13 protein-coding genes are annotated in these 25,810 nt (G+C 44.1%); 7 read left to right on the plus strand and 6 right to left on the minus strand.

The features are described 5' to 3' along the window. Positions 1-13 precede the first annotated feature (13 nt). From J7I42_RS32395 to J7I42_RS32410, 5 genes are all read right to left on the minus strand, one after another. Positions 14-1,768: a sodium:solute symporter gene (locus J7I42_RS32395; protein WP_209144189.1), complete on the minus strand. Its 1,755-nt coding sequence runs from the start codon at positions 1,766-1,768 to the stop codon at positions 14-16. Continuing rightward, positions 1,765-1,890, minus strand: a complete 126-nt coding sequence (locus J7I42_RS35490) for a hypothetical protein (protein ID WP_262898172.1) — start codon at positions 1,888-1,890, stop codon at positions 1,765-1,767. The genes J7I42_RS32395 and J7I42_RS35490 overlap by 4 nt, the downstream gene beginning before the upstream one ends. 18 nt (positions 1,891-1,908) lie before the next feature. Continuing rightward, complete coding sequence (locus J7I42_RS32400) at positions 1,909-2,064, minus strand: hypothetical protein (RefSeq protein ID WP_209144191.1); 156 nt, start codon at positions 2,062-2,064, stop codon at positions 1,909-1,911. Further along, complete coding sequence (locus J7I42_RS32405) at positions 2,065-4,581, minus strand: PIG-L family deacetylase (protein WP_209144193.1); 2,517 nt, start codon at positions 4,579-4,581, stop codon at positions 2,065-2,067. It abuts the gene before it with no gap. Between the two features lie 306 nt (positions 4,582-4,887). After that, positions 4,888-7,428, minus strand: coding sequence for a M14 metallopeptidase family protein (locus J7I42_RS32410; RefSeq protein WP_209144195.1), 2,541 nt, complete (start codon positions 7,426-7,428; stop codon positions 4,888-4,890). A 462-nt stretch (positions 7,429-7,890) separates the two neighbouring features. On the opposite strand from J7I42_RS32410, the gene ggt reads away from it, so the two are divergent. The 4 genes from ggt to J7I42_RS32430 all read left to right on the plus strand — a co-directional run bounded on the left by ggt (position 7,891) and on the right by J7I42_RS32430 (position 16,417). Beyond that, entirely contained in the window at positions 7,891-9,600 is a 1,710-nt protein-coding gene (gene ggt, locus J7I42_RS32415; protein ID WP_209144197.1) for a gamma-glutamyltransferase, read from the plus strand. Positions 9,601-9,787: 187 nt separating this feature from the next. Next, complete coding sequence (locus J7I42_RS32420) at positions 9,788-10,339, plus strand: DUF1572 family protein (RefSeq protein ID WP_209144199.1); 552 nt, start codon at positions 9,788-9,790, stop codon at positions 10,337-10,339. Positions 10,340-10,463: 124 nt separating this feature from the next. Further along, positions 10,464-11,285, plus strand: a complete 822-nt coding sequence (locus J7I42_RS32425; protein WP_209144201.1) for a KilA-N domain-containing protein — start codon at positions 10,464-10,466, stop codon at positions 11,283-11,285. Between the two features lie 350 nt (positions 11,286-11,635). After that, on the plus strand, positions 11,636-16,417 hold the full coding sequence (locus J7I42_RS32430; RefSeq protein ID WP_209144203.1) for a translocation/assembly module TamB domain-containing protein: 4,782 nt from the start codon (positions 11,636-11,638) through the stop codon (positions 16,415-16,417). Positions 16,418-16,501: 84 nt separating this feature from the next. Here the strand turns inward: J7I42_RS32430 and J7I42_RS32435 are convergent, their stop codons facing one another. Beyond that, positions 16,502-17,704, minus strand: a complete 1,203-nt coding sequence (locus tag J7I42_RS32435) for a bifunctional 3,4-dihydroxy-2-butanone-4-phosphate synthase/GTP cyclohydrolase II (RefSeq protein WP_209144205.1) — start codon at positions 17,702-17,704, stop codon at positions 16,502-16,504. A 651-nt stretch (positions 17,705-18,355) separates the two neighbouring features. On the opposite strand from J7I42_RS32435, the gene J7I42_RS32440 reads away from it, so the two are divergent. The 3 genes from J7I42_RS32440 to J7I42_RS32450 all read left to right on the plus strand — a co-directional run bounded on the left by J7I42_RS32440 (position 18,356) and on the right by J7I42_RS32450 (position 25,759). After that, positions 18,356-21,628, plus strand: coding sequence for a TonB-dependent receptor (locus J7I42_RS32440; RefSeq protein ID WP_209144207.1), 3,273 nt, complete (start codon positions 18,356-18,358; stop codon positions 21,626-21,628). A gap of 277 nt (positions 21,629-21,905) precedes the next feature. Then, a complete protein-coding gene (locus J7I42_RS32445; RefSeq protein WP_209144209.1) occupies positions 21,906-25,250 on the plus strand; it encodes a TonB-dependent receptor in 3,345 nt (1,114 codons plus the stop codon). 20 nt (positions 25,251-25,270) lie between these two features. Next, positions 25,271-25,759, plus strand: coding sequence for a hypothetical protein (locus J7I42_RS32450; RefSeq protein WP_209144211.1), 489 nt, complete (start codon positions 25,271-25,273; stop codon positions 25,757-25,759). The last annotated feature ends 51 nt before the right edge of the window (positions 25,760-25,810 follow it).

Genomic DNA, 25,810 nt, shown 5'->3' on the forward strand with positions numbered 1-25,810 from the left:
TAGTTATTAAGTTCTAAGTTTCAGGTTGGGTGTAGCTTGGGGCCTGAAGCTGTTTTCCGGATTGCCGAAAGAAAAGTACCTGTGTTAATCCTGCAAATACTACTACGCAAACGGCCCCAATCACATTCAACCATAAAAACGAGAGCAGGTTTAAGCTATATACAATAATTACTGTTATTTCGGCCAATATAGCGCCAGTAAATACGGCGTTCCCGCCCACCCTTTTCAGATAAAAGGCCACCAAAAAGATCCCTAAGATGGTGCCATAAAACCAGGAGCCGAGGATATTCACGGCTTCAATTAAACTATTGCCCAGGTTATGACCAAACTGGGCCACCACTATACAAAACAGGCCCCATATTAATGCATAGGTTTGCGACCAGCGATATTCCTGTAAAGGGGTGGCCGTTTTTTTCGATAGCCGCTTATGAAAATCAACCATGGTACAGGAAGCCAATGCATGTAGTGCCGCTGCAATACTGCTCCACGATGCCAGGAAGATAATAGCTATTACAAGCCCCACCAGCCCATTGGGTAAATAGTCGCCTACAAACCGTAAAAAAATGTAGTTGGTATCATTGCCATCGCTATCGGGAATGGTTTTCTTTACAATGTTTTGAATAGAATCACGTACAGCAGTGGCCTGCTGTTGTTGTTGCTGTAATTGGGTGCGCAGTTGATCAATGCTTGTTTTATCATGGTGTTGCAAGGCATTGCCCAACGCCACTACCGTGTTTCTTTTTTCTGCCTGCAACTGATCATATTGCTGGGAAGCAGCCGCATATTCTTTTGCATTCACACTTTGCTTCAACGTTCTTTCCTGGGCCAGGTTAAAGTAAGCCGGCGCTTTATTAAACTGGTAAAACGCAAACAAAAAAACACCGATAAGGAGAATGCCAAATTGCAAAGGAACTTTTACCAGTCCGTTCAATAATAAACCAATTTTACTTTCCTTTTCGCTGCGAGCCGTTAAATAGCGGCCAACCTGGCTCTGATCGGTACCAAAATAACTCAGCGCCAAAAAGAATCCGCCTATTACACCACTCCAGATATTGTACTTGTCTTTCCAGTCGAAGCCCTTTTCCGTAAACCCCGTTGTAATTACATTCAACCGGCCCGACTTACCGCCAATATGCAATGCTTCTGTTATTCCTATGCCCTGTGGCAACATTTTCAGCGCCCACCAGGCAGCAATAAACATGGCTGCATAAATTATAATGAACTGCAGCTGCTGGGTATAAGCTACCGCCTTTGCCCCACCGCTTACAGTATAAATGATCAGCAGTCCGCCCATGAATAAATTTGTGAACGTTATATCCCATCCCAGCATACTATGTAAAACCAGAGCGGGAGCTACAATACTGATACCGGTTGAAATACCGCGGGATAATAAGAAAAGGAAAGAAGTGAGCAAACGGGTCTTTATATCAAACCGTTGTTCCAGGTATTCGTAAGCGGTAAATATTTTTAGTTTATGAAAAACGGGTACAAATGCAATACACACCACCACCATAGCAAATGGCAGCCCGAAATAATATTGTATAAACCGCATTCCATCACTATAAGCCTGGCCTGGTGCGGTCAAAAATGTGATGGCGCTGGCCTGAGTGCCCATGATACTTAGCATCACGATCCACCAGGGCATTTGCCGGTTACTTAATAAGTATCCTTCCAGATTCTTTGACGTACGACTGCGATATACCCCATACACAATAATGAGTAGTAAGGTAAGTACAAGCACCGTCCAGTCTAACCCGGAAAAATTCATGCAAAATGTTTAGTGAATAAGTAAAATAAAACTATCAGCAATAACAGGAACCCGATCACCAGCCAGTACCAGTAACGCCATTTTTTAAACAAGGGTATTTTTTCCTGTTCAACGGGTGACATATCAATCAATTTGACCTGTTATTTCTTTTTATTCGAAAAGATCATGACCACCATCATTACCAACAATATTCCTAAAGCCAGTCCTATAGTTACTCTCTTGATCAGTTTGCCCAGTATAAGTCCAACTATGATAGCTATTATAAAAAACCATTCACGTTTTGATAATGAAGTCATCTAAAATCCCTTCTTTTTATTTAAAGCAATAATATTGGCCAGCAACCTGTATGCGCCAGGCACCCCAGCTGGCAATTCGCGAAAGAACACCAGACCGGTATATACAAATTTACCTTTGCCATAATTGGCGATGATCAGACTGCCATTCTGTTCCTTTTCATTAGGATCGGCCATTGATAAGGGTGTCTCATATGCGGGATTTAACTGTTCGGCAAAATAAATACCTCTTTCCTGTACCCAGTTCTCAAAATCCCTGGCGGTGATCTTATTAGGATAGTTTAACACATCATGTGCGGGCAACGTGAAGTTAACGGTTGCTTTTTCATCGGTAACCCGGCTACGGGAAATAGCAAAGGGATAGGGTCCTATTTTTGAAGTTACTGAACTTATATTATTCGCAGTATTGTATTGTACAATCAGGTTACCGCCATTCTTTACATAATCCATCAACACCTCGTATTTTCCTTCCAGGTAATCGTGCACATTGTATGCGCGAACGCCGGTGATCACGGCATCAAATTGTTTTAATTGCAGGGGGGTAATATCTTTTTCATCCAGGGTGGTTACCTCATACCCCATTTGTCTTAACGCAATAATTACTTTATCGCCCGCCCCTTCAATATAACCGATCTTTTTACCAACTGTCTTTATATCTATATTCAATACTTTAATGGCATCCTGATAAAAGTAATGGATATAAGGAATATGATCGTACCGGATATTGTTCAAATTCAAATAAGCCGGTTGCTCTTCTGTTCCGTTTTTCAATTCAACAAAGGCCTGCACAAAATCCTGTTCCTTTTCTTTCAGCATGCTATTGTCGATATTAAAAATATACTCCCGTTGCATGCCGGGCAACATATTAAAGTTGCTATCGGTTTTAGTTGTGTTGTTATAGGTAAGCCGTTTTGAAATACGGGCCTTGTAGTCAGTAAATTTTTTATTGGCGGTTACAGTTATAGCAACCTCGGCTGCTTGTTTTTCTCCTTTTCTGAAAATTATAATACTGGGATCTGTAGTTACTGTTGATGAAGGCACAACCACCAGCGGCTCGTACAATTCTCCTTTCACTGGATCAGTATGTTTGTAGAGTACCGGTTTGGTAAAGGAGAAAGTTTGTCCGGCAATAACCACATCAAACCGGGCCTGGTAAGACGCATCGTTCTGCGGCTTACCAATCAGTTGCTGGTCATTAACAGTAAATGAACCATCGGCCATTTTTTGTTCCAGCCAGTAAGGTTGTGAAATGGGCTTGGTAGTGAATACATAAAATATTCTTTGCAGGGTAAAATTCCGGTTCTTGTCAAGACTCATGTTCATGGTGGTGTCCAGCACATCGAGATTGATCTTGTTCAGTTCCACAGGCACGCCCAGGCGGTTATTGACGGTGATATTGATTTTAACGGAATCCCCTTCAACAGCCATTTCATTGGCGGTGCTGGCTTCCAGCCATAAACCACTGCATGCTTCAACCAACCGTTGCACTTCCTCCATTTTCTGTTTCTTCCAGTATCCATCTTTCAATGCCTGCAATGATCTGTATACATTCACCAGGGCAGGTACTGAGTTTTGTGGTTCTGCCAAAGAATAGTTCTTCAGCACCTCATCGATCTGCGATTCTATAGCAGCGCCACCTTCTACTTTTGACCAGCTTACATTAACGCCATCCATCAGGTCGTTTTGCAGGGTCTCACCTTCTGTTAAGGTAAAATATTCTAACTGGGTGCCCCGGCTACCTGGCACTCCAAAGCCCTGACTTTTATGCATGCTACGGCTTTCGGCGGCTATTTCACCATAACTTTTTCCCACCAGTGCGTTGTAACCACCTACATCTATTTTCAATTGATCGTTGCTGGTGGTATTGGTACTGCCGAAATTGAATGTGTTCCACAAAATGCGTTTTACCTTCCAGGGTTGAACGCCATATTTGAATTGTTCGGGGAAGCGATTGGGATCGGCGGCTGCCTTAAAGGCTTCGTGGGCAATTACTGCCGAAGCAGAGTGATGTCCGTGCCCAGCCCTGCTGTCTTCAGGAAAACGGGTAATAATTATATCGGGTTGAAATTTACGAATGATCCATACCGCATCGCTGAGCACTTTTTCTTTCCCCCATTTTTCCAGTGCTTCATCCGTGCTTTTACTAAATCCAAAATCAAAAGCCCGGCTAAAGAACTGTTCTGCTCCGTCGGTACGGCGGGCGGCCAGTAACTCCTGGGTGCGGATCAAACCCAGATCGATGCCCTGTTCGTCGCCAATGAGGTTTTGTCCCCCATCTCCACGGGTCAACGACAAATAACCGGTGCGGTATAATCGTTCACGCGACAGCCAGGCCAGTAAACGGGTATTTTCATCATCAGGATGGGCGGCCATATAGAGCACCGATCCCAATACTTTCAATTTTTTTATTTGCAGGAAAATATCGGCCGAAGTATAAGAAGGGGGTGTTTGTGCTGATACGGGTAATACATACAGCAATGCAAGCAGTATCAGTAAACGCCCAGGGTAAAATTCATTCATTCTTAAAGTTTTGATCTGAAACCGGGGGCAAAATAACATAATGCGGATGAGTGTGCCAATCCGCTGGTAAATTTTAACAAACAGCAGACGGCAGACGGCAGACGGGACTCGCGAAATTTGAGCCTTCCGCCAGCTGGCGGATGAAACGTCAAACGTGAAACGTGAAAGGCTCTCGACATTTGAGATTAATAATTACCTTACGCCGCCAAAAATCTATTGCCTATTGCCTATTGCCTATTGCCTATTGCCTATTGCCTATTGCCTATTGCCTATTGCCTATTGCCTATTGCCTATTGCCTATTGCCCCTACTGTCCTACCATAAATACCGCGTTACTAAACAGCAGTTTTCCATTTTCCCAAAAACTTCTGAACAGCGGGTCGTCGGACAGGTAAATAACGTTGCCCTGGCCCATTTCCTGCACCCCGAATAACAGGCCGTCCTTCAGTTTATCTTTCAGCTTCGAGCCTACAAAACCTGCTACCTGGTTGTCTTTCCTGATCACGCCTACATTCCAACCCATGTCTTTAAAAAACTCGTAAATGGTGTTATCCTGCTTAAGCGTATAATAGGCATCATCATACCCAAATGCGAGCGGGTGCGAGTTGTCCAGCTCTACTTTGTAGATGGAACCGGGGTTGAACCCCGGAATAAAATCACGCTCGCGGTTCTCATAGCGGCGGAGCATACTATAATCTTCTTTTTTGTCGTCTGTTTTATCCCCCTTATCATCATCACTTTTCTTTGTTTTAATGCCCCAGTCGGCAGCGGCCAGTTGTGCCACGGCACTCTCCAGTGCAACCAGCCGGCCGCCATTGGTCACCCATTCTTTCAGTGCATCATTCAGCGTGCGGTCTGCTAAAAAGCGGTAATTACCATCGGGCATTATCAGCACATCCAGTTCACGCAACATGTTCCTGCTTAACTCATTGGCCCAAATAATATTGATGGGATAATTGATCTGTGTATCGAAGAAATGCCACACTTCACCCATGCTTAATGAGGATACGCCGTCACCTGCCAGCAACCCGATCCTGGGGGCCTGCATGCCGTGTACTTTTTCGGAACCAAAATCAAACCCTTTATCAACAAATGAAGAAGAAACGGTTGTATATCCAATACAAGACTTCTGGGCGGCAGCACTGATAATCCCCCCCAATAAAGCTCCCTGAGATTGGTTACTGGTGCGGGTTATAATCAGGGTGCCTTTATCAAAATCTTCGTTACCGGCCTTGAATGGTTGTTCTGCATAACGCACTTTTATTTTTTTCTGCAGAATGGTACTTAAGAATTGAACACTGTTCAATCCGTTCCAACGAATAAGCCAGGCAACGCTATTGTCGCCATTCAATGCTTTTACTTTGGGTTTGTCTATTGCAGTTGTTTTTGTCAGGCCAGTCACATAACTGTTCAACCCATAAGTAGTTAGGCCATAAACAAAGGGAACCGACCAGGCAGTTATGTCATATGTAACCGAGTCGCTCAGGTGAGAATTTCTTTCAAACAGCACTTTCAACAGGTTCGCATTGGGCTGGTTGGCGTTGATCACGATATCAAGGCTATCGGTTTTTACCATTCCGGATCTACCGGTAAAATAATTGATCCCGGTATAACTGGCATTGCCAGCTTTATTCCATTCTATGTTATTGCGGTTGAGCAATTGTTGCAGGCGTACTATCTTACAACCTTCATCTGCTTTAATAACATATGCCTTAAACTCACCGGGTGGTGTTGTTCGCGCTTTTTCGTAATACTTTTTAAATTCCTGTACCAGTTTTGTGGCATTTTGCGCAGAGGCTTCAATGGTGCTCATGCCAGTGGTTACGTGGTGATACAGGCGGTCCCACAAAGTAAGGGTATCGCCATCGCGGTTTATCACTGCGGCGCCCCCGCGGCTATGTCCCCCTTGTTCAAAGGTCATACCAACGCCCCCTTTGTATAAAGGATAAGTATCGCCATAGCTGGGGTAGAAAAGATCAAAGCGTTCTTTAGTGAAGAACAACCAGCCGTTCTGATCAAAATAGCGGGCATTATTTCTGCCAATAACAGTTTGAAACTCGCGCTGCCAGGGGGTTATAACCTCGTGATAGGGTTCTGCAGCAGGTGCGAAATAGTAAGGATTATTATAATATTGTTCATGATAGTCTACATGTACTTGCGGCAACCACATATTGTATTTCAAAATACGCTGTTGGGTTTCAATCTGTGTTTGCCAGGCCCAGTCGCGGTTCAGGTCGAAATAATAGTGGTTGGGCCTGCCACCTGGCCAGGGTTCTGAATGTTCACGGGTAAAAGGCTGGGGATTGGGATTCACGCCTACTACTGAGTTGAACCAGTTTACATACCGGTCGCGGCCATCTGGATTTATACAGGGATCTATAATAACAACGGTATGCTGTAACCACTCTTTTGTTTTTGTATTGGCCGGGTTTACCAATTCATACAGGGTTAGCATGGCAGCTTCCGAAGAGGAGGTCTCGTTGCCATGCACATTATAACTCAACCACACAATGGCCGGACCTTTATCATCGGGCAATGTTTTATCGGGGCCCATACCCGCCAGCCGCAGGTTGTTTTGCCTGATGGCTTCCAGGTTTGCAAGGTTTTCGGGCGAGGTTACATATAACAAAAGCAGGGGACGGCCTTCATTGGTAGTTCCGTACTGCTCCAATTTTACCATCTCCGGCACTGCTTCAGCAACCTGCTTACAATAATTTACTATGTTAAAATGAGGAGTATACCGGGAACCTAATTTGTAACCAAGGTACTGATCGGGCGATTTCACCTGTGCCAATGCCAGACTGGAAATGATCAATAATAATGTTACGCAAGCAGGAACTTTCATCATAATGGAAGAATGTTCTGTGAAAATAACTAAATCGGGGTAAAAGAAAAAAGCACTTCACCGGGGTGAAATGCTTTTATTTTCTCATGTGACCACTAAGAGTTTATATAGAACGCAAATGCTCTTCTGCGCTAGTGATCATTGTGATTGGCAGATGTCACTACCTGACTGCTCTGCTTAATATGGAAATGTCTGCGTAAATATTAGGGATGATAATTAATCTAGCCTGTCTGAAATTCATATAGTTTGCAAAAACCCGCAAAACACATAGAAGCTGAGATAACTGAGATGCATAGAAGGTTGCTATACGCCGTGAACTATTGCGTTTTCTCATAAGCTCATGTGGTTTGGTCCCCGTAAACAGTTTTTGTTAGTGTTCTAAAATTAGAACATTTAACTCAATAATAAAAAAAACCAGTAGCTAATTTTGCTTTGTTAATTTTAGCTACTCAATTTTTTTAAAATATGAAAGTCTCTTTTTTATACACATTTCCGTTAGTACTGCTGGCCACAGCGTGTTTCGGGCAGCATGCGGCCCCATTGTCCGCGGTTAACCCATATGAATACACTATTCAGAAAAAGATCACCGGTTCAACCGGTGCCGTTGTTTCCGCTCACCCATTGGCCAGCGAAATTGGTGTAGCCATTATGAAACAGGGAGGCAATGCAATTGATGCCACTATTGCCACTCAATTGGCCCTGGCAGTGGTTTATCCCGCGGCAGGGAATATTGGCGGTGGTGGTTTTACTGTTATCAGGCTGGCCAACGGTTCAAATATAACCATCGATTATCGGGAGAAAGCTCCGAATAAGGCATCCCGTGATATGTACCTCGATAAACAGGGCAATGCACAAACAGCATTAAGCCAGAATGGTCACTTATCATCGGGTGTTCCTGGTACCATTGCGGGTTTATTCGATTGTATGAAATATGCGAGCCTGCCCCTTAAAAAATTAATACAACCCGCTATAGACCTTGCCGAAAAGGGATTTGCTATTACCGAAAGTGAGGCCAGAAGCCTGAATAACCATAAAGAAGAGTTTGCTAAATACAATACCGTTACCCCTGTTTTTATAAGACAAAACGGCTGGAAGGCCGGCGATACCCTGGTTCAGAAGGACCTGGCCAATACATTAAAACGCATCAGGGATAAAGGCAAGGCGGGTTTTTACGAAGGAGAAACAGCCAAACTAATTGTAGCAGAAATGAAAAGGGCCAATGGGATCATTGGATATGACGACCTGAAAAAATACGAGGCCAAAGAACGCGAACCGGTTGTTTTTGATTACAAAACATATAAAATAATCACTATGCCCTTGCCAAGCAGTGGTGGGGTGCTGTTGCCACAAATGATGCATATGTTAGAAGATCAGCCGGTGAAAGAATATGGATTTTTGTCGGCCCAGGCAGTACAGTTGATGACGGAAATTGAACGCCGCGCCTATGCCGACCGGGCTAAATACCTGGGCGATGTTGATTTTTATAAAGTGCCTGTAAAAAAACTGACGAGCAAGGAGTATGCCGCCAATAGAATGAAGGATTATAACAAGCAAACTGCCGGTACCAGTGTGGCCATTCAGGCTGGAATAATACCTGAAAGCGAAGAAACAACGCATTTCAGCGTTTGTGATAAAAATGGGAATGCCGTATCAGTGACCACTACCCTAAATGGAAGTTATGGTAGTAAAACCGTAGTAGGCGGTGCCGGCTTTTTCCTGAATAATGAAATGGACGATTTTAGTATAAAACCTGGCGTGCCCAATATGTATGGGGCCGTAGGCGCCGATGCTAATGCTATAGCACCAGGGAAACGCATGCTCAGCTCCATGACGCCTACTATTGTGTTGAAAGGGAACCAACCATATCTGGTTGTTGGTACTCCGGGCGGCACTACTATAACAACCTCGGTATTTCAAACGCTTGTAGATATGCTTGAATTTGATATGAGCACAGATGATGCGGTGAATAAACCCAAATTCCATCATCAATGGTTGCCCGATGAGATCTATGTGGAAGCGGCATTTCCCCAAACTGTACGACAACAGTTACAGCAAATGGGGTACAAGGTTACGCAACGTGGTGCTATTGGCCGCACGGAAGTAATAAAAATTGAAAACGGACGCATCGAAGCTGTAGCCGATAGCCGGGGCGACGATGCGGCTGCGGGGTATTAACCCCCCAGTCTGCCACCGGCGGAGAGCCGTGAAACATCAAACGTAAAACGTGAAAGTGTCCCGACGATGCTTCGCGTGTCAGGATGCCGACCGCAAGCGTCGGCATTCGCGACCTTTGAGTTTAATAATTAATCTTGCACCACCGGAAATTTTTACCGAATTCATACCTTAATACAAATATTCAGCTATGAACGCTTCATTAGGAACAGAATATCTGCAAACAACCATCAGGCGGTTACGCTATTACAAACAATTGGGCGAAAAAACATTTGGGCAGTTAGCAGATGCCGATTTTCATTTCGCCCCCAATGAAGCCTCCAACAGCATTGCAGTCATTATACAACATGTGTCGGGCAATATGCTAAGCCGCTGGACAAACTTCCTTACCGAAGATGGGGAAAAAGCCTGGCGGAACCGGGACGAGGAATTCCAGGTACATAATTATTCCAAACAGCAATTGCTGGCATTATGGGAAAAAGGCTGGCAATGCTTTCTGGGTGCCCTCAACTCCCTCACCGAAAACGACCTGTTAAAAACCATTTACATTCGTGAAGAACCGTTACTGGTAATAGACGCCATCAACCGCCAGCTGGCACACTACCCCTACCACGTGGGGCAGATCCTGTACATTGGCAAACAGATCAAAAACACCGGCTGGCAAAGCCTGTCGATCGAAAAAGGTAAATCTGAAGCGTATAACAAAAGCGATGGCATAAAAGATCCGGCAAAGAATCATTGAGGCAGGACAGATTTTAACCGCCTTAAGTAAACGATATCAAATATTTATATATAATATTTTGATCTAAATCAACTGCTATAAATCCTGCTTTGTTGTACTTTTATACAACAAAACAATAACCCGTATGTCTATTAATAAAGTCATTGTTGTAAAAGAAACACCCGTAACGATCATTGAAGTAAATCAGCAGGATTATATTTCTTTGACAGATATGGCAAAGCCTTTCGGAAATGAAATTATTCTTTACAATTGGTTGCGTAATCGCAATACCATTGAATTTTTAGGGATTTGGGAGCTAATTTATAACCCCCATTTTAACCCTATCGAATTCGATAGGGTTAAAACCCAGGCAGGCTTGAATACTTTTGCCCTTTCACCCAAAAAATGGGTTGAAGCTACCAATGCTATTGGTATTGTTTCAAAGGCAGGTCGTTATGGTGGTGGCGTTTACGCCCACAAAGACATCGCCTTTGAATTCGGGAGCTGGCTTAGTGCAGAATTTAAATTATACCTCATTAAAGAATTCCAACGCCTTAAAGATGAAGAAAACAAAACCCACCAGCTGGAATGGAACCTGCAACGGACCCTTTCAAAAATAAACTACCGGATACACACCGATGCCATTAAAGAAACCCTGATACCTCCTCAACTCACCCGTCAACAAACCGGTGCTATTTATGCCAGTGAAGCGGACCTGTTAAATATGGCCCTTTTTGGAAAAACAGCTGCCGACTGGCGAAAAGAAAATCCGGGCAAAACAGGCAATATCAGGGATGAAGCGTCGCTTGAACAACTGGTTGTACTTAGTAATCTTGAAAGCATCAATGCAGTCCTTTTACGGCAGGAGCTTCCGCAATCGCAACGATTGCAACAACTCAATGAAATTGCCATTTCCCAAATAAGATCTTTGCTGGCAAACAATAGCATGAAAAAATTAAAATCATAATTTCCTCCCTCACTCACTAGGACCCCAACCCTTTTCTTTCTATCTTACTGCGCCTGATCGGGTCGTACCTAACCGACCAAAACCACCCATTTACCCTGTTTACCTTTTTTTGAACCATTTGGCCCATTTTTCAGTTAAAAACCAGTGAAATAACCAACCTTCACACCCGTTTTACGTATGTACAAGACAGCAACAGACACATTACAGGTTCCTGGCTATGTTAAAGCCACTGAAAAGTTGCACAAAAACAATTCATTGGTACTGATTTTGCGCCATATCGAAAACGGTTTTATTACTTTTACATTTAATACGCTCCAACCCTGAGAAAGTTTTGGAAAATATCCCGGACCGTGCTACTGGTACTGATCGGACTGATCATACTGGTATGGCTGTCTATTCAAACCACTCCGGTTCAAAACTGGTTGGTAAAACAGGTCACGGGCAAACTTTCCAAGAACCTCCACGCCAATGTTCGTATTAAACACGTTGATTTCGCTTTATTCAATAAAATGTTGCTGGAGGGCACTCTTGTAAACGACCAGCACAACGATACCCTGTTGTATGCCGGCACCGTAAAGGTGAATATTACCGACTGGTTCTTCCTAAAAGACCGCGTAGTACTTAGCTACATCGGACTCGAAAATGCGGTCATTCAATTAAAACGCAGCGACAGCACCTGGAACTACCGCTTTCTGGCAGACTATTTCAGCAGTCCTCAAAAAAAAGAACCTAAAAAACAGGACAATATTGACCTGGACCTTGAGAAAGTAGAATTGCGCAATATTCAATTGAAACAGTTGGATGGTTGGCGTGGAGAGAACATGACACTGCAACTGACCAGAATGGATGTGAATGCTGAAGAGATCAATCTGAAGAAACAGGTAGTCCACATCAATACCATCGATATCGACAAACCGGTTTTTGCTATTTACAACTATGATGGCAACCGCCCCGATTCACTACGCCCCAAGGACGATACTACCGCTATCATAAACGATCCCAAACACCTGCGCTGGAATCCAGGCAACTGGGACATTGCGGTTAACCGACTTGTCCTCAATAAAGGCACATTCTACAGCGATGTACATACAGACAGGCTCCCCTATAAATATTTCGATGGCAACCATATCCAGTTCTCTGATATCAATGCCACTTTCAACACAGTAGCCCTCAAACAGGATACCCTTTCAGCTGTTTTACGGCTTTCAACCAAAGAACGCAGCGGATTCGTTGTGAAAAAACTCGATGCCCGGGTTAAATGGCATCCGGAAGCAATGGAATTTGCCCGGCTCAATATTCAAACCAATCGCAGCCATCTTTCGAACTTCTTTGCCATGCGCTATGCCACCTTCGACGATATGAGCGACTTTGTTGACAAAGTGCGCATGGAAGGTGACTTAACCAATGCCGTCATAAACAGCGATGATATTGCCTATTTTGCTCCCGAACTACAAAACTGGAAAAAAGAGATCCGGCTTACGGGTAAAGTAAAAGGCACCGTTGAAAACCTGACAGCCCGCAAACTGATCATAGAAGCTGGAAAGGATACTTACCTCAATGGAAATATTCGCCTGAACAGTATGACCAATTTCGATAAATTCTATATCGACTTTGAGGCGAATGAGTTCCGCACTACTTATCGCGACGCCGTCACCTTTATTCCCGACCTGAAAGACATTACACAACCCCGGCTCGATAAACTCGAATACCTGCGCTTCAAGGGAAATTTCACCGGCTTTATAAAAGACTTTGTAACCTTTGGGACCCTTGAAACCAAGCTGGGTGTGGTGGTAACCGACGTGAACATGAAGTTCCCCGACAATGCGCCCACCATTTACACGGGAGGTATTGAAACCAGGTCATTTGCCCTGGGCGAATTCCTGGATGCGCCCCAGGTGGGCCAGATCAATTTTAAAGGGTCGGTGAACGGTCATGGACTAAAAGCCAGTACACTCAATGCCAAACTCGACGGCTTTATTCGCTCGCTTGATGTAAATAATTACAATTATCAGAACATTGTAGTAAAAGGAACGGTGGCCAAACGCCTGTTCAATGGGGAAGTGATCAGTAACGATCCCAATTTAATGGCACGCCTGAACGGATTGATCGACTTCAGCAAGCAAGTACCTACTTTTAACTTCGATGCCGAAATTAGTAAGGCCGATCTGCATAATGTTAAACTTACCACCGACTCTATTGAAGTAAAAGGTAAGTTCAGGATGAACTTTACCGGCAGTAATATCGACAACTTTCTGGGTACTGCCCGTATTTATGAGGCTTCGGTGTTGAAAAACAGTAAACCCATTTCGTTCGATTCATTGAGTATTGAATCGAAGGCCATGGGAAATAATAAAGTAATTACGGTAGTAAGTAATGAATTTGATGGCGCCCTGGTAGGCGAATTCTCCATCAAAGATTTGCCTGATGCGGTAAGGTTATTCCTGAATAAATATTACCCCAGCTACATAAAACCGTCGCACAAGGAACTGAAGAACGAGAACTTCAGCTTTGTTTTCACCACTAAAAAAGTGGATGAATACATGGGCTTTATCGATAAAAACCTCAGCGGGTTTAACTTTAGTACTGTTTCCGGCCGTATTAACAGCAAGGAAAACCTGCTGGACCTGAATGCAGAGGTGCCTCAGTTCGGGTATAAAAATATTCTCTTCTATAACCTTAACCTCAAGGGCACCGGTAATTTCGATACCCTGTCGCTCACTAATTCCATTGCCGATGTGTACATCAACGACAGCCTGCATTTTCCAGGTACCGAATTACGCGTACGGTCGGCCAATGACATGTCGCTGGTGCAATTAAAAACTGCGGCCAACCAAACACTCAACTCGGCTGATCTTTTTGCCCGGGTGCAAACCATGCCTTCCGGAGTACAGATCACCTTCAATGAATCGAATTTTGACCTGAATGGAAAAAACTGGACTATTGAAAAGAATGGAGAACTGATATTAAGTAAGGAACTTGTTTCAGCCGAAGGGGTGAAGATCTACAACGGTCAGCAGGAAATACTGGTTACCACCAATCCATCTGGCGAAGGCACCACCAATGATATAAAAATAGAACTCACTAAAGTAAATATTGGTGACTTTGCGCCGTATGTAGTACCCGACAACCGGCTCGAAGGTTTGTTAACTGCCAACATAGACATTATTGATCCTTTTGGCAAAAGGGTGGTTGATATGCAAGGCGAAGCCGAACAATTCCGGCTCGATAACGACTCTATAGGTAAGCTTAAATTAACAGCCAGCTATAGCCAAAGGACCGGTAAGGTTAACTTCGGCACCATTTCAGAAAACGACAAATACATTTTTGACGTTAAAGGCCTGTACGATCTGTCAGATACAGCCAACACCGCGCCGCTTGACATTACGAGCAACTTCCGTGATACGAAGATCAACCTGCTCGACAAATACCTGAACGACGTATTCACCGACCTGAATGGGTATGCTACCGGGCAGCTTCGCATTGTGGGCCCGCCCAACAACCTGAAATACCTGGGCCGCATGCAACTGCGCGATGGCGAATTGCGGGTGATCTATACCAACGTATTGTACAAAATCCCTTCGGCAGTGTTCGATTTCAAAGATGGGGCCATCGACTTTGGCACCTTTGCCTTTAAAGACGAATTTGGCAATACCGGTCATATTTCCAAAGGCATTTTACACCACGAAGCTTTTGACAACCTGTTTTTCGATTTTGCTTTCAGTTCCAATAAACTATTGGTACTGAATACCACTAACTCCACCAAAGATCCCTTTTTTGGGACCTTGTTCGCCAAGGCCAATGCCACATTCAGAGGCCCCCTGGAAGACATGCGGTTGGATGTTCGGGGCGAACCAGCCGATAGTTCCAAACTATATATCCGTTCATCAACCGGCAGAGAGAGCGGTCAGGCGAATTTTATTGTGTGGAAACAATATGGTAGCGAAATGAAGGTGGTACGCAATGCAGAAGAAAGCAACCTGCATGTGTCACTCGATGTAACTGCCAACAACCTGGCCAATATGTATGTGATCATCGATGAGCTAACCGGTGATATCATACAGGCTAACGGGCATGGAAATCTTAAAATGGAAGCCAGTACCGATGGCGATTTCACCATCAATGGCGTGTATAACATCGACCGCGGTAATTATAATTTCAATTTCCAGTCCCTGCTGCGTAAGCCATTTAAATTACAGGAGAACTCAGGTAACTATATTCAATGGAAGGGCGATCCTTACGATGCCTATATCAAGATCAATGCTGAATACGAAGCAGACGACGTGCGCTTCAGCGACCTGGCAACAGATGCCGTTACCATTGCCAATTCAAACGTGCGCAAATCGCGCGGTAAGGTAATTGTGGAAACCATGCTTACCCAAAGCCTGATGAAGCCGGATATTAAGTTCGACATCCAACTGCCACCCAACAGCCCGTTAAAAGATGATCCGGATGCCCTGGCTATATTGCAACTCATCAGGCGCGACGAAAATGAGTTGAACAAACAGGTGGCCTTTTTGATCGTATTCAACAGCTTTGGCCCTGTATCTTCCTCGAGCAACCAGAGTGCGTTGGGCAGTAATATTTTCAGCGGCGTAGTGGTGAACAGTATTTCCGGTGTACTCTCCAGTACACTGAGCAGACAGTTCTCTAACGTATTCCAGAAACTGTTCAACGATAAAAGCATTAAGGTAAACTTCAATGCGCAGTTGTACAACGGCTCCAACCTGGTTGACAATATCGATCGCAGCAAACTGAATATCGACCGTACCAACCTCAACTTCAATATTGGTAAAAGCTTTTTGAACGAACGCCTCACCTTCACATTTGGCAGCGCCGTTGACTTTGGTTTATCGGCTCAACAGGTACAGGCCACTAAAAACCTGCAGTTCCTGCCCGATATCTCTGCCGACTGGAAAATTCGCCAGGACGGCAAACTTGTGCTCACCTTCTTTTACCGCGACTCTTACAACTACCTCTCAGGTACAGGTGCCCGGCAAAACCGTTCCGGCGCCAGTATCAGCTATCGCCGCGATTTTGAACGCCTGAGCGATCTGTGGCGTGCCGACAGAAAGAAACAGATCAAACCACCACCGGTTAATGATACCTCCAAAACAGAGACGGGTAGTAATTAAATAACAAAGAAATAAAAAAGGCCACCCCGGTACATTGGGATGGCACTTATATAAACTTGGCGCATGGAAATTAGTGAGGTAAAATTATTTCTTCAGGATCTCGTGACCGAGTTTGTCTCTTTTGGTAGTAAGGTATTTTTCGTTATGCGGGTTAGGCACTACTTCAATAGGAACAGCTTCTACAATTTCTAACCCATAGCCCAACAAACCGGCACGTTTCCTCGGATTATTGCTCAACAAACGCAATTTGGAAATACCCAGGTAACGCAATATTTGAGCACCGATACCATAATCCCGTTTATCCATTGGAAAACCCAGGTGCAGATTGGCTTCAACCGTATCAAAACCGCTTTCCTGCAATTTGTAGGCTTTCAATTTATTCACCAGGCCAATACCTCTACCTTCCTGGTTCATATATAAGATCACGCCTTTACCTTCTTTTTCAACATGTTCCATAGCAGCGTGCAGTTGTTCCCCGCAATCGCAACGCATGGAACCCAGGATATCACCGGTAAAGCAGGATGAGTGAACCCGCACCATTACGGGTTCGTCTTTCTGCCATTCCCCTTTTATCAGTGCCAGGTGTTCATTGCTGGTACCTTTTTCATTAAAGGCGATCAGTTTAAAATTGCCCCATTTGGTAGGCATATCAACCCGAACAATTTCTTCTATCAGCGAATCGGTTTTCAACCGGTATTCGATCAGGTCTTTTATAGAGATCAGCTTCAGATCAAACTTTTTGGCAATTTCCTCCAACTCCGGTAAGCGGGCCATAGAGCCGTCATCGTTCATAATTTCAACCAGCACGCTCGCAGGTTTAAAACCAGCCAAACGGGCCAGGTCGTTCCCTGCCTCTGTATGCCCGGCGCGGCGTAAAACGCCTCCTCTCTTTGCCCGCAGGGGGAATATATGCCCTGGGCGGCCCAGGTCTTCAGGTTTTGTATTGGGATCAATCAATGCCTGAATGGTCTTTGACCGGTCGTGGGCTGAAATACCAGAAGTACAGCCATGCCCAAGCAGGTCTACAGATACGGTAAAGGCCGTTTCGTGAAGGGCCGTATTATTATTGACCATCAGGTCGAGTTGTAATTCCGCGCAGCGGTCCTCCTCCAACGGAGCACAAATAAGGCCCCGGCCGTATTTACTCATAAAATTCACTACCTCAGGGGTCACATTTTCCGCGGCGGTCAGAAAATCACCCTCATTTTCACGGTCTTCGTCGTCCACAACAATTACCAGTTTACCATTTTTTATGTCTTCTATGGCACTTTCTATGGAATCCAACATGTTATCAAAATTTCGGCAAAGTTAACTAAAACAGGAAAGCAAACAGCCCGCACTCATGAGCAGACAAGGAGATTGAGGAATCAATCAGGCCTTAACCAATGCTTATAATCAACTGACTATTTGCGCTTTCTATCACAGATAAATAACGCGCCGGTAAATGAATTGTTCATTTGTCTGGCCCTCCTTCCTTTTTACGGCCTCCTCCCTTTCCAGGTTGCCTCCCGCATGATTGGGAAATTTTATTTATTTGACGTTTAACCTTCATGCAGCCTTTTAAGACTTCCAATTGCCTCTATTACATACATAAAATCCGGGTCACTCTCAGACTGGCAACGGACAACCATGGCATACAGGTATTTGGGTAATATTCATACATGCCTGTTAGCGTTAATAACCTGTGGACTGCTTTTAATTAAGGGATCAGCATTAAATTTTTTATTTCAGCTACATTTGCTGCAACATTATGAAACTGTCTCAACGGCATGGATCAAAACCATCTCTGGTTTTGCCTGATCTGTTATATTTATTTCAACGTAACCAGCTGTCCACTTCACCAACAAGACCTGTCAGGTTAAACTGCTGACACCCCTCTTTCTATCTACTACTTCCCGTGCTCTTGAATTAATGTTTGTAAACTTAAATACAGCATATATGAGAAATTTTATGGCTATTTTACTAACCCTGTTACTACTTGGTTCCGGAATAGGAAGCGGGTATTCGCAGGTGACAACCAGTAGCATGACTGGCGCAGTTAAATCGAGCAAGGGGGAACCGCTGGTTGGGGCAACCGTGGTGCTACGGCATGAGCCCACCGGCTCTGTTTTTCAAACTATTACCCGTACCGGGGGTGTTTTTGATCTGAATAACCTGCCACCCGGCGGACCTTACAATGTCACCATAACTTATGTTGGCTATGCTGCCTACAAAAAAGGAGATATAAATATCCCATTGGGTGAAAAGTTCGATCTGCAAACAGACATGTCTGACAAAGAAATGACCTCTGTAGTAGTTACGGCAGGCCGCAAGGGCGTAACAGAAAAAACGGGCGCCTCTACCAACATCAGCAACCGCCTGGTACAAAACATGCCCAACGTTTCCCGCAGTTTGACCAACCTTACCCGTGCAACCCCACAAAGTAATGGTACCAGTTTCGCAGGTATGAACAACCGGTTCAATAATATTACCATTGATGGGTCGCTGTTCAACAACAACTTTGGCCGCAGTGGTGATGGCCTGGTGCCCGGTGGTGCTACATCGGCCATTTCCATCGATGCCATTGACCAGGTACAGGTGAACATTGCCCCTTATGATGTTCGTCAAACTGGTTTTGTGGGCGGTGGTATTAACGCGGTAACAAGAAGAGGGACCAACAATTGGTACGGAACCGTTTATGGGTACTACCGCAACCAGGAATTCAATGGTAAAAAGGTAAAAGGAACAGAGGTCCCCAATTCCAATCGTTCAACCAAAATATACGGCGCCAGTGTGGGTGGCCCCATCATTAAAGACAAACTGTTCTTTTTTGCCAACTTTGAGTCAGAAAAAAGAACACAGCCTGGTCAAACTTATGTTGCCAAAAAAGATGGCGTTACTGATCCCAACGCCACATCTGTATTGGCCAGCGACCTTGATGCATTGAGGACTTACATCATCAATAAATACAATTTCGATCCGGGAAGTTATCAGGGATATAATTTTGAGACCGACAATAAAAAATTCCTGGCCCGCGTAGACTGGAATATTACCACGAAGCACCGCTTAACCCTTCGTTATACTACTTCAGAAACGAATGACGATGATCTGGTGAACGCATCCAGCGTTACCGGCATTAACGGCGTACAAGGTCTCAATAACAGCCGTCGTGGTGGCTCAAACGGCGGCATGGCCTATACCGGTACCAACTTCAAGAACAATGTGAAAGTATGGTCAGGGGTGGCAGAGTTGAATTCCACATTCAACAGCAGTTGGAGCAACCAGTTAATTGCTTCTTATACCAGTAATAACCTGGTCCGCGTGCCCAACGTCAATGTACCGTTTGTTGATATAATGAAAAGTCCCACCATTAACGAAGTGTACATTTCTTTCGGCACCGATCTTTTTTCCTATAGGAATGAAATAGAGGACAAAGCTTTTAACATAGCGAATAATGTTACCTACAACCTGGGCAGACACACCTTCACGGGGGGCATTAGCTTCGATGCCATGAAGTTCGCGAACTCATTCACCAGTGCAGCCGGCCCCGCTTATTACCGGTATGCCGATCTGAATTCCTTTTTGAACAATCAAACTCCGCTTATATATGCACTGGCATATGATCCAACCAACCCCAGTGGCATAAAAGTACCAGAAGCCAAATTTTCACAGTTAGGGTTTTACATACAGGACCTGTTTGCAGTTACTCCTAAATTAAAAGTTACCTATGGGTTACGGGTAGATCTTCCTATGTATCCTTACACCCCACCTAGCAATCCCGAGCTGGCAAAACAGGTATTTAAAGATCCCAATGGGGTTGATGAGCAATTCGATGTAAGTAAATGGCCCGATCAAAAACCTTTATGGTCGCCCCGCCTTGGCTTTACCTATGACGTAAAGGGTGATAAATCATTAGTGGTTCGCGGCGGTACGGGCATCTTTACCGGTCGTATTCCCTTTATTTGGTTAGTGAACCAGGTGGGTGATGATGGTGTGATCCGCGCTTTGTATCAACCGGCCTCGGGTTCTACTGAACTGAATAATATTACCTACAGCACAGATAGAAATGCCTATCTGCCACCAAATCCTGCACCCGTGGGTACTTCCATCCCTAACGGGTCTTCGTACAGCGCAGCTGCTAAAAATTTCAGAATGCCACAGGTATGGCGGTCGAATCTGGCCGTTGACAAACGTTTCGCCAATAGTTATACCGCCACATTCGAAGCGATATATACAAAGCAGATCAACAACGTATATTTCCGCAATGCCAACTTAGGCCCCGAATCAGGTACACTGGCAAACGGTGCTGACAAACGGCCAATCTTTAACAATGTTGCAGCTGCAAGACCAGTTCCCCTGGTAAATCAGATGATCGTAATGGACAACATCAGCAAAGGGTACAGTCTGTCGTTAACTGCTCAGTTACAAAAATCCTTCTCCGAGCATTGGGAAGCAGGCCTCGCTTACACCTATACCCTCGCTAAAGAAGTTGCCATTGGTAGTTCAGACCAAAGCGCCAGCGGCTTCAATACCAACAACATTACCTTCAACCCCAACAAACCCGACATGGGTTATTCCAACTATTCCATCCCCCATCGTATAGTAGCCAATGGGTCGTACAGACTGGAATATGCGGATAAAAAAATGGCCACCACCTTCAGCATTTTTTATACAGCCCAACCACAGGAACGCTACACCTTCCGGTATGCTAACGATATCAATGGCGACGGTCAGCGTAATGATGTAATGTATATACCAAAAGATCCTTCAGAAATTTCGTTTGTAGAAGGTGCTACATTGGGCGGTGTAAAATATACTGCTCAACAACAAAGCGATGCGTTCTTTAAATTTATCGAAAATGATAAATACCTGAAGGACCACAAAGGTGAATACATGAACAAGTACGGTGCCACCCTGCCCTGGAACCACTCACTTGATCTGCGTGTTTTACAGGATTTTATTTACAGATCAGGCACTACCAAACACACATTACAGGTTAGTGTAGATGTAATTAACCTTTTAAACCTGCTGAACAGCCAATGGGGTTACCGGTACAGCTATACATTTGGTACATTCCAGGATATGGGTATATTGGGAACACAAAGTCCATTTGTTCAATCTGCACCAAAATTCACGTTTGATCCTGCTGGTCCAACAAAAGCCTATCAACCTAACTATTCAACCACCAGCACCTGGGGCATTCAGTTAGGATTGCGTTATATTTTCAATTAATAAAGGTTATAACAACCATTATAACAGGCCCCGACGGTATAGTCGGGGCTTTTTTTATGCAATGTATTTCCTTGCTACCCACAAATTTCCTACATGTTAGATTATAACATTTGTTAGAATCTAACATCCAAATAGTAATAGAATAACGTCCCATTAACAAACACAATTTGAAATACAGATTTCTTAAGGAGATTTAATTATTTGGTAATAACTTGAATGAGATTAACGTACTAACTGCCGTGTTTCTTTGCACACGAATTAAAACCAAACAAGTAATATGAGAAGATGCACTCTTATGCTACTCCTGGCACTGTTATGTCTTGGAGCCAATGTTTTTTCTCAGGAAACAACATCTGAGATCCAAGGTAAAGTGACAGACGAAAGTGGCGCCCCCTTATCAGGTGCAACAGTAATTGCCCTTCACACTCCTTCAGGAACAAAGTATGCTACTTCAAGCCGTAAAGATGGCCGCTTTAATTTACCCAACCTGCGTGTAGGTGGCCCTTACACTGTTACAGTAACCTATGTAGGTTATAAAAAAACAGAACAGGAAAATATCAACCTGTTGCTGGGTCAGGAGTTTAAAGCAGATTTTGGACTGGTGAGTGATGGAAAAGAACTTAAAGAAATTGTAGTGGCTGCATCCCGTCAAAACAAGACGTTCAATACCAGCCATATTGGTAGCCAGGAGATCATCAACCGCACACAAATTGAAAGGCTGCCTACCATCAACCGGTCGTTACAGGACTTTACCAGGCTGGAACCAACTGCCAATGGTTTAAACATTGGCGGCCGTACCAATCAGTACAACAACATGACCGTTGATGGCGCTAACTTCAACAACTCATTTGGTCTTTCATCTGTATTAGGTGGGCAAACAAACTCACAGCCTATCAGTATCGATGCCATTGAGCAAATACAGGTAAACCTTTCTCCTTATGATGTTACACAGGGTGGATTTGCCGGTACGGGTATCAATTCCGTTACCCGCAGTGGAACCAACCAGTTTAAAGGCTCTGTATATACATTCATGAAAGGTGCTGGCACACAAGGCTATGACGTAGGAAACGTGGCCGTTGCCAAAACTAACATCAACTATAACTTACGTGGGTTCTCCGTCGGTGGCCCTATCATTGAAAACAAACTTTTCTTCTTTGTAAGCGGCGAGCAGGTTCGCCAGGAATTACCCGCTACCAGCTTCACAGCCTCTGATGCGTCGCACCCAGCGGTAAGCGGCAGCGTGAGCCGGGCCAATAAAGATTCACTGGAAGCATTAATTGATCTGTTGAAAAACAATCCAAAACTGGGTGGTTATGACCCCGGCAAATACCAGGGCTATAACTTCAAAACCAGAAGTGATAAGCTTACACTGAAACTCGACTGGAACATCAACAAAAACAATACCCTTACTTTTAAATACAATTACCTGAAGTCGTATGCTGACCAGTTCCCCAGCAGCAGCCGTCCTAACAATGGTAGTTCACTTAATACCAGCGGTTCAGGTTCAGCCAACAACAACGCCCTGCCTTTTTTTGCAGCAGGTTATGGCATCAACAACAATTTCAACATCTTTATTGCTGAGCTGAATACCCGGTTCGGAAATACAGCCTCCAATAAATTACAGATCGGTTATACCGCGTTGAGAGACTTCCGTACGCCACACTCTCCCAATGATACCATGCCATTTGTAGATATCCTTGATGGCGCAGCCAACGGAAACATCTTCACTTCATTCGGTTATGAAATGTATACGTATAACAATACGCTGAATACCGATGTATTTCAGATATCAGACATTTTCAAAATGTATAAAGGTGCGCATGAACTGACCTTCGGAACACAGGATTATTACAGAAAATACCAGAACGCTTTTGCGCCTGCCTATCGTGGTGTATACCAGTTTGCAAGTTTGAACGATTTCAGATTAAGCTTACTGTATGGTGCAGCCAATGCTACCAACTATGTGTTGCAATATTCAGCCCTGCCCGATGGTAGTTTCCCCTGGGCTAATGCCGGTTCAACCGAACTGGGTTTCTTTGCACAGGACAAATGGCGCTTGTTAAATAACCTTACTGTTACCTATGGCTTACGTGCAGATATGACTATTTACAAACAATCATTTACCGACAATCCTTACTTTGACAAATTAGCGTTCAAAGACGGTAAAACATATAACATTGGAAAAGCACCCGGTAATGCATTGATCATATCTCCCCGTATTGGTTTTAACTGGGATGTATTTAACAACAAAACGCTGCAGGTCCGTGGCGGTGCCGGTGTGTTCTCTGGTCCTCCACCTTTTGTATGGATCAGCAACCAGGCCAGCAATAATGGTATCCAGTTTGGCGCTTTACAAACATCCAAAGTTCCTTTTGGTTATAAACCAGCCACCGGCGGATCAAATACCAGCTACAGCACAGCAATGGTTGCAGATGACTTTAAATATCCTACAGTATTTAAATCAAATTTGGCCATTGACAAGAAATTACCTGGCGACTGGACCATCACACTGGAGGCTTCTTATTTCAAAGATATCAATGCCGTTTACTATTCTAATTTGAACCTGAAACAAGACAGCGCCTTTCAATTAAGCGGTGTAGATAACAGGAACCGGTACATTGTAGCAAGCACCAATTCCTACGATGTTTATAGAAGTAATAAATACTACTATAATAAACCAAGCAGCAGTAGTTTTGCCAACAATACCTTAGATGATCCTTCGATTGGTACAGCTATTTTAATGAGCAACTCCCACAAAGGCTATGGTTATAACCTGACTGCCAGAGTAGAAAAAACTTTCAAAAACCTGTTTGCCAGTGTTGCCTACACCTATAGCGCTTCTAAAAACGTGGCAGAAGGTGGTAGCACCGCTTCTTCATTGTGGAGCGCAAGAGCTGTTGGTAATGCTGACCCTAACAGCGCTAACCTGGCTTATGCTTCCTTCTATCAACCACATCGTGTACTTGCATTTGCCAGCTACCGATTCGATTACGGTCACCATTTTGCCACTTCAATCGGTGCTGTATTTGAAGCATCAACAAGTGGCGCCAGCTCTTACATCTACAATGGTGATGTAAATGGCGATGGTAATACCAATGACCTGATCTACATTCCGCGCAATGCCAGCGAAATTAACCTGGTACCTGTAGCCAATAGCACAGATACAAGGACCGCAGCACAGATCTGGACACAATTAGACAACTATATCAAACAGGACAATTACCTGAATTCACACCGCGGTGAGTATGCTAAGGCCAATGCCTGGGTTTACCCCTGGTTCAAGAAATTAGATCTGAACATTACCCAGGATATCTATTTCTATTCAAAAGGTAAAAAAGAAACCAACAAACATACCCTGCGTCTGACACTGGACCTGATCAATGCCGGCAACTTCCTGAACAAGTATTGGGGTCTGGTCAAAACGCCTAATTTAAGCAGCAACTCATCGGGCTTCCAGCTGTTGAAATATGAAGGTCTGGCTGCAGATAACAAAACGCCTACCTATTCATTCCCATACCAGGATGCTACGAACGCAGTTCCATATACCAATAGCTTCACCAACAGTACTGGTATTGGTAGCCGTTGGCAAATGCAATTTGGTATCCGGTATATGTTTAACTAATAATTTAATTACAATCAATTATGAGAACTATAGCATTATCGATATTAGCAGTGGTGATGAGTTTTATGGTAGCCTGTGACGATCATGATGTGCTTCCTCCTTATACACCCCCTCCTACTGTTTTTAACCTGAGCAGCATTTCACATGTAAGGGACACCATTCTGAGTAAAGGTGATACGCTTAAATTCAAAGTTGTTGGGTATGTAAAAGACACAGTCCCCAAATATTCAATTGCAATAACACTGAAAGCAGTGGATTCAGTTACCAATGTGCAGTTGAGTGGTAATCTTATGAAGACCTTCAAAGTCAAATACGACACAGTTGATTTTTATAAGACGAATATGATCCGCTTTACAAATGCAGATACAAATGCTATTTATATGACCATTCCGGCAATACCTGCAGGAACAAAGATCCGGTCTACGGCTACCTTTGCTTATGGTCTTAATTTAAGCAGCCAAATGGGGACCACATCGCTGACCGTTAAAAATAATGGTTTTACCAGATAGTGGTTTTAGCACAGTATAAATAAAAACGTCCCGATTGTATCGGGACGTTTT

The organism is Niastella soli, assembly GCF_017742245.1.
In the GTDB taxonomy this organism is placed as follows: Bacteria; Bacteroidota; Bacteroidia; order Chitinophagales; family Chitinophagaceae; genus Niastella; species Niastella soli.

Bases quoted from the DNA above. Each gene is read 5' to 3' on its own strand.
- J7I42_RS32395 (WP_209144189.1), bottom strand. From the start codon at position 1,768: ATGAATTTTTCCGGGTTAGACTGGACGGTGCTTGTACTTACCTTACTA.
- J7I42_RS35490 (WP_262898172.1), bottom strand. From the start codon at position 1,890: ATGTCACCCGTTGAACAGGAAAAAATACCCTTGTTTAAAAAATGGCGT.
- J7I42_RS32400 (WP_209144191.1), bottom strand. From the start codon at position 2,064: ATGACTTCATTATCAAAACGTGAATGGTTTTTTATAATAGCTATCATA.
- J7I42_RS32405 (WP_209144193.1), bottom strand. From the start codon at position 4,581: ATGAATGAATTTTACCCTGGGCGTTTACTGATACTGCTTGCATTGCTG.
- J7I42_RS32410 (WP_209144195.1), bottom strand. From the start codon at position 7,428: ATGATGAAAGTTCCTGCTTGCGTAACATTATTATTGATCATTTCCAGT.
- ggt (WP_209144197.1), top strand. From the start codon at position 7,891: ATGAAAGTCTCTTTTTTATACACATTTCCGTTAGTACTGCTGGCCACA.
- J7I42_RS32420 (WP_209144199.1), top strand. From the start codon at position 9,788: ATGAACGCTTCATTAGGAACAGAATATCTGCAAACAACCATCAGGCGG.
- J7I42_RS32425 (WP_209144201.1), top strand. From the start codon at position 10,464: ATGTCTATTAATAAAGTCATTGTTGTAAAAGAAACACCCGTAACGATC.
- J7I42_RS32435 (WP_209144205.1), bottom strand. From the start codon at position 17,704: ATGTTGGATTCCATAGAAAGTGCCATAGAAGACATAAAAAATGGTAAA.
- J7I42_RS32440 (WP_209144207.1), top strand. From the start codon at position 18,356: ATGAGAAATTTTATGGCTATTTTACTAACCCTGTTACTACTTGGTTCC.
- J7I42_RS32445 (WP_209144209.1), top strand. From the start codon at position 21,906: ATGAGAAGATGCACTCTTATGCTACTCCTGGCACTGTTATGTCTTGGA.
- J7I42_RS32450 (WP_209144211.1), top strand. From the start codon at position 25,271: ATGAGAACTATAGCATTATCGATATTAGCAGTGGTGATGAGTTTTATG.